Raw genomic sequence first — 6,285 nt, 5'->3', positions numbered from 1 at the left:
GCGGTGCTCTGGACCGCCTTTGCGGGTGTGGCGCTGGGCGCGCTCGGCATCGGCGTGGTGCTGGCCGGCTGATTCAGCCGCTGAACGTCAGAACATCGGCAGCAGGAAGCCCGCGATGAGCGCCGCGGCACCGATCGCGGTGAGCACGCGGCCAAGCACGACGGCGGTCCGCCCCACCGGTTCGGGCGCTGCGGTCTGCCACTGTGTGGGGCGCTTGGGGTGGTAGTAGATCGGCAGCGTGTCGCCCACGGCCAGGTCCTTGATGTCGTAGGGCGACATCGGCGCGTGGTGGACCTGGAACTTGCGGTCAAACCAGCGGAAGCCCGTTCCGGTAGCGTCCGCGTAGACCACCGCTTCCGCAACGTTCCACGGGTGCACAAACCGCCGAAGGATGCCCGAGTAGAACAGCAGGGCAACCCCCGGCGGAAGGCACAGCCAGGTCATCATTTCCAGGATGGGACCTGCCATTTCAAGCGCAGTGGGCATAGCAATGATGCTACCGGGAGTTGCGACCCCCAGCGTGCCCCCGCCCGGCGGAATCAGCCGATGGGCTCGGCCATCTGCTCCACCACATACTGGGCATCCACGGTGGCTCCTGTCACGGGGTCTGTCATCTCCACTTTCCAGCTGCGGGCGAACTGGTTCACGCCGCTGGTCATGGCCACCGTGCCGGAAATGAGGACCGTCCCCGGCTCGTTCAGGCTGCGCTCGGTCAGCACCTCCAGCCAGTAGTCCGGGGTCAGCAGGGCTTCCAGCGAGCTGTCCTGGATCAGCGTGTCCGGAGTATCACCCTGCCCCACCCAGGCCTTCAGCGTGATCTGGTCCAGGTGGCCGCGCACGTCGTCCAGCCGCCACGCCTTGCGGCCCAGGACGTCCGGGCTGGCGTTCTTGCTCCAGGCCACCCCATGGACCTCAAGCTCTCGGTCCGTGTGGTCGCATGCGACCGTCAGCAGCACGCCGTCGTCCGTGACTACCAGCGCCCATTCGGCTTCCCCGGAGGTCCGGGCATGCTGCACGCGGACTTCGGAAACCTGCTGCGCCAGGTACGGCGAGACCGGGTAGAGCGCAGGAGTGGTGGCGGGGCCGGGGACGCCCAGTTCAGCCAGTTCGGCAATGTGGGCCTGCACTTCCTCCTGCTCCCGCCCCGCATATCCGGCGTTCAGGAGGTGCTTGACCTGGACTGTCCGGGTGCTGCCGTCGGGAAGTTCGAAGCTCAGAGTCGTCATGTTCTGTCCATCCTTTTGCGTGTCCTGCTGGAGAAATTTACAAACTGGAAACCGGAAACGGTGGCCAATGTACATCCAGTATGCGTAATGTATACATTTAACGCCAGCGTGACAGGCGTCACCCGTAAACATCTCGTGGAGGACAACACCCATGGCTAACGTCCCAGTTCCGGCTTCCGGCACAGCGCCGCATCCGGACAAGCCGATTCACCCCAAGGGCCTGTACAAGGCCTTCGCCGCCAGCCTGACCGGCACTGCCCTAGAGTGGTACGACTTCGCCGTCTACTCGGCCGCGGCCGCCGTCGTATTTCCCCTCGTGTTCTTCCCTTCATCCGATCCACTGACGGGCACCATCCTGGCCTTCTCCACATATGCGGTGGGCTACGTGTCCCGGCCTGTTGGTGGCATCATCTTCGGCCGTCTGGGTGACCGGATCGGACGCAAGAAGGTGCTGGTGACCACCCTGATGATCATCGGCGTGGCCACCGTCCTGATCGGCGTGCTGCCAGGCTACGCAACCATCGGCATCGCTGCCCCAATCATCCTGGTGCTGCTGCGGTTCGCCCAGGGCGTGGGAGTCGGCGGCGAATGGGGCGGCGCCGTGCTGCTTTCCAGCGAATACGGCGACCCCCACCGGCGCGGCTTCTGGGCGTCTGCAGCCCAGGTGGGCCCGCCCGCCGGCAACCTTATGGCCAACGGCGCCCTGGCTGTCCTGACCCTCGCCCTGACCGAGGAACAGTTCATCGGTTTCGGCTGGCGCATCGCGTTCCTGGTCTCGGCCGTGCTGGTCGGTTTCGGCCTCTGGATCCGCCTGAAGCTGGAAGACACTCCCATCTTCAAGGCCATCGAGGCCCACGGCGAACAGCCCCACGCCCCTGTCCGTGAGGTCTTCAGCACGGAGCTCCGGCCCCTCATTGCCGCCACGCTGTGCCGGGTGGGCCCGGACGTGCTCTACGCCCTGTTCACCGTTTTCACCCTTACCTACGGCATCCAGACACTCGGCTACGAACGCAGCCAGGTGCTCACGGCAGTCCTGATCGGCTCCGCGTTCCAGCTCTTTATGATCCCGCTGGCCGGCGCTGTGTCCGACCGCTTCAACCGACGCATGGTCTACGGCACCGCGGCTGTGGTGGGCGCCGTGTGGACGTTTATCTTCTTCGGCGTCCTGGGCGCCGACAACGAGCCGGTGCTCATTGCCGGCATTGTGCTGGGCCTCATGGCGCACTCGTTTATGTACGGCCCGCAGGCTGCCTTCATCGTGGAGCAGTTCTCACCCAGGCTCCGGTCCACGGGCAGCTCCCTGGCCTACACGTTCGCCGGCGTGATCGGCGGCGCCATCGCCCCGCTGATGTTCACATTGCTGCTGGCGCAGTTCGGCACGTGGATTCCGGTGGCCATCTACGTGGCCGTCGCTGCAGGCGTCACCGCCGTGGGCCTGGCCCTCGGCCGCGATTCCAACACCGTGGAGGACGAGGACTACCGCCTGCTGCTGGAAGGATCCGCACTGGAGCGCCAGCAGTCGGCCCACGGCAAAGTCAACTGACGATTCCCCACTCACCAGACCGGAGTCTTTGTCCACATAATGCACCCAAAACGACTCTCAACCCGCGTTATGTGGACAAAAACTCCCTTAGGTGCGGAGCAGGATATCCCGGGTGATGGCCAGGTGATGGTCAATGGCCTCCTGCGCCTTCGCGGCGTCGCCGGACACCAGGGCATCGAGGATGTCCTGGTGTTCGGCGCACACCTGTCCGCGCCGGTCTCCGGTGCGGAACAAGGCAGAGACGCCCACCAGGATCTGCCGGACATGGAGCTTGCTGTAGGTTCGGGAGATGAGCTCATTGCCGGCGGCGTCGATCAGAAGCTGATGGAAAAGGGTGTCCAGCCGGATGAACTCCTGCGCAGCCTCCGCATTCAGCTGCTCGGGAAGCTGGGCCTGCAGGTCCAGGGTGTCCTGCATCGTTTTCGCGGGAACGCGGTTCCGTTCGATAACCAGGCGGGCGGCATGGCTTTCCAGCACACCCCGGAGTTCCATCAGTTCCGACATTTCACGGCCCGTCACCGGCGGAACATAGGCCCCGCGCTGCGGAATCAGTTCCACCAGGCCATCGGAGACGAGCAGCAGGAGCGCCTCCCGGACCGGAGTTCGCGAGACGCCGATCTCGGCGGCCAGCTCCTGCTCATTCAGGAACTTCCCCTGCACCGCCGGGTCAACCAGGATGTTTTCGCGCAGGTACGCGTACGCCTTCTCGCGGCCGGACGCCGCCGTCCCCGAACTTTTTCGCATACTTTATGTATACAACAGACTGGAGTAATTTCATGCGTTTAGCAGTGGCCCAAATCATCACCGGAGCCGATCTGGCCGCCAACCTGGAGCTCATCCGAGACTACGCCACGCGGGCCAAAGCCGCCGGAGCGGACCTCGTGGTGTTCCCGGAAGCAGCCATGCGCGCCTTCGGCAACAGCCTAAAGGACATTGCCGAGCCGCTGGACGGGCCATGGGCGGCCGCCGTCCGAGGCATTGCCCACGAGCTGGACATCACCGTCGTGGCGGGCATGTTCACGCCGGGCGACGGCGGCCGCGTGCGGAACACCCTGCTGGTCACCGGCCCCGCCGTCGAGACCTCCTACGACAAGATCCACCTCTTTGATGCGTTCGGATTCGCCGAGTCCGATACCGTGGACGCCGGAACAGCCCCCGTGACCTTCGAAGTGAACGGCACCACGTTCGGTCTGGCGACCTGCTACGACGTGCGGTTCCCGGCACTGTTTACGGCCAATGCCAAAGCCGGCGCCGAAGTAAACATTGTCTGCGCCTCGTGGGGCGCCGGCGAGGGCAAGGCAGAGCAGTGGGACCTCCTGGTCCGGGCCCGCGCGCTGGACAGCACCACCTTCGTGGTGGCCTGCGGCCAGGGCGACCCGGCAAGCGTCGGCATCGCCTCCGCCGGCAAGGCTCCCACCGGCGTTGGCCACAGCGCCGTCATCTCTCCCCTGGGAGCTCCACTGGTGGCCCTCGGCGGCGAACCGGAACTCGCCGTCGTCGACATTGACCCGGCCGTCATTGCAGAGGTCCGCGGCCAACTGCCCGTCCTGGCCAACGCCCGGACGTTCTGACCCGGCGGGGCCATTCCCGCGGATTCTCCCCGCGGGGCTGGCTGCGCTCGGGAAACCACGAGCGTGGGGGCGGACACCGCGGCACACGCACCGGGCTGATGGCCGCCACCATCACGCCGGCGTCGAACGGTGACCAGAACCCATCATCGCGCTCCTCCAAGTCCGCCCGACCGGGTGCCGAGTGCTGCCCCCAATGGCCGCACAGATCCATTAGGACCGTCCGCCGCTCGGGGAGCGCCGCGCACCGTAAGTTCCCGGACCGCCTGATGCACTCCCCCACGCTACGTCAAAGCGGCGCCCTGCGGCGGTGAGTCGCCGTTCATGTTCAGGAAACGTTGCCCTTTCAGCGTCCGACGGCGGCGTCTCACCACGTGCGCGGACCGGCGCCCGCCGTCGCTGGCATCGGAGTCCCAGGGCTTCCTGTCCCGGCGCCGTTCAACAGGTCCCGTTTACACGCCGGAAACATCACCGTCATGCGATCTTCACGTAAGCCGCCGGGCCGTAACCTATCCGCAACTTAGCGAAGCGCAAACGGAAACACACGGCGACAAATATTGATCGGGGGGAATTGCGCGGGCCAGGTAGGAAAGTCCCCGTATTCAGGATCAATGGAAGGGACCCACCGGTGGAGATCACTGCGCAACACGTCTGGATGATGATCGCGGCGGCAATGGTGCTGCTTATGACACCCGGGCTCGGTCTCTTCTATGGCGGCATGACGCGCGCCAAGGCAGCGCTGAACATGATCATGATGAGCTTCATCTCGGCCGGCATCGTGGGAGTTGTGTGGGTCCTTTGGGGATACTCGATGACCACCGGCGAGGGAATCCTGGGCATCTTCGGCAACCCCTTCACCAACTTCGGGCTGCAGAACCTCATGGGCTCCCCTGACCTCATCAAGGCCGGCTTCAGCGCCACCTTCGCCATCATCACGGTGGCCCTCATCAGCGGGGCAATCGCGGACCGCGCCAAGTTCAGCGCCTGGGCAGTGTTCGTGCCGCTGTGGGTCACACTTGTTTATTGCCCCTTGGCCTACATGATTTGGGGCGGCGGGCTTATGAGCGCCGGCGGAGCCATCACCGAGACCTTCGGCCAGGTCATCGACTTCGCCGGCGGGGCAGTGGTGGAAATCAGCTCCGGGACGGCCGCCCTCGTCCTGGCCCTGGTGGTTGGCCAGCGCCACGGCTTCGCCAAGGATCCCAGCCACCGCCCGCACAATGTCCCCTTCATCATGCTCGGCGCGGCCATCCTGTGGTTCGGCTGGTTCGGGTTCAATGGCGGCGCCGCCACCACCGCGGAGCAGGCCGGCCTGATCTGGATCAACACCCTGGTCACCCCGGCCGCGGCCATGCTCAGCTGGCTGCTGGCGGAGAAGATCCGGCACGGCCATCCCACGTCCCTGGGCGCAGCCTCCGGTGTTGTTACCGGCCTGGTGGCCATCACACCGTCCTGCGCCAACATCAGCCCAGTGGCCGCCATCGGCCTGGGCCTGGTGGCCGGTGCAGCCTGCTGCGTGTTTGTTGACCTGAAGTACCGGTTCGGGCTGGACGACTCCCTGGACGTGGTGGGAGTCCACCTCGGCGCCGGGCTCATCGGCACGCTCGCCCTGGGCTTCGTCGCCCTCCCCGTGGACGGCCAGGGCGGCGGCCTCTTCTATGGCGGCGGCCTCCAGCAACTGACGGCACAGACCGTGGCGGTCGTGATCACCGTAGCCCTGTCCGGCGGCGTGACCCTGGTGATCGGCCGGGCCATCAACAGGACTATCGGGTTCCGGGTGAGCCACGAGGCCGAGATGGCGGGGGTGGATCTCTCCGAGCATGCCGAGACCGCCTACGCCTTCGGCGGGCTGGGCAGCCACTTCAACCCGCTGGGCCGCGGCGTCACGGCCCCGGCTGCCGCTCCCGCCAAGGAAGACACGTTCGCCTGAGGCCACAGGGTTCCAACA

Annotated in this window: 6 protein-coding genes; 3 read left to right on the top strand and 3 right to left on the bottom strand. The window is 65.9% G+C overall.

What is annotated here, in order from left to right; all coding sequences use genetic code 11:
- Positions 1-87: 87 nt before the first annotated feature.
- Positions 88-486: a hypothetical protein gene (locus tag V6M49_RS06805; RefSeq protein WP_332760636.1), complete on the bottom strand. Its 399-nt coding sequence runs from the start codon at positions 484-486 to the stop codon at positions 88-90.
- Positions 487-539: 53 nt separating this feature from the next.
- Positions 540-1,226, bottom strand: coding sequence for a DUF2848 domain-containing protein (locus V6M49_RS06800; RefSeq protein WP_332760635.1), 687 nt, complete (start codon positions 1,224-1,226; stop codon positions 540-542).
- Between the two features lie 151 nt (positions 1,227-1,377).
- Between V6M49_RS06800 and V6M49_RS06795 the strand changes: the two genes are divergently transcribed.
- On the top strand, positions 1,378-2,769 hold the full coding sequence (locus V6M49_RS06795) for an MFS transporter (RefSeq protein WP_332760634.1): 1,392 nt from the start codon (positions 1,378-1,380) through the stop codon (positions 2,767-2,769).
- 87 nt (positions 2,770-2,856) lie between these two features.
- Here V6M49_RS06795 and V6M49_RS06790 read toward each other — a convergent pair whose 3' ends face one another.
- Positions 2,857-3,513, bottom strand: a complete 657-nt coding sequence (locus tag V6M49_RS06790; RefSeq protein WP_141141646.1) for a GntR family transcriptional regulator — start codon at positions 3,511-3,513, stop codon at positions 2,857-2,859.
- Between the two features lie 32 nt (positions 3,514-3,545).
- Between V6M49_RS06790 and V6M49_RS06785 the strand changes: the two genes are divergently transcribed.
- Positions 3,546-4,340: a carbon-nitrogen hydrolase family protein gene (locus V6M49_RS06785; RefSeq protein ID WP_332760633.1), complete on the top strand. Its 795-nt coding sequence runs from the start codon at positions 3,546-3,548 to the stop codon at positions 4,338-4,340.
- Between the two features lie 625 nt (positions 4,341-4,965).
- Positions 4,966-6,267: an ammonium transporter gene (locus tag V6M49_RS06780; protein WP_332760632.1), complete on the top strand. Its 1,302-nt coding sequence runs from the start codon at positions 4,966-4,968 to the stop codon at positions 6,265-6,267.
- The last annotated feature ends 18 nt before the right edge of the window (positions 6,268-6,285 follow it).

This window comes from Pseudarthrobacter sp., from assembly GCF_036675385.1.
Classification (GTDB): Bacteria; Actinomycetota; Actinomycetes; order Actinomycetales; family Micrococcaceae; genus Arthrobacter.
The sequence above is the reverse complement of the archived record's forward strand: the minus strand, read 5'-3'. Positions and strand labels throughout refer to the sequence as shown.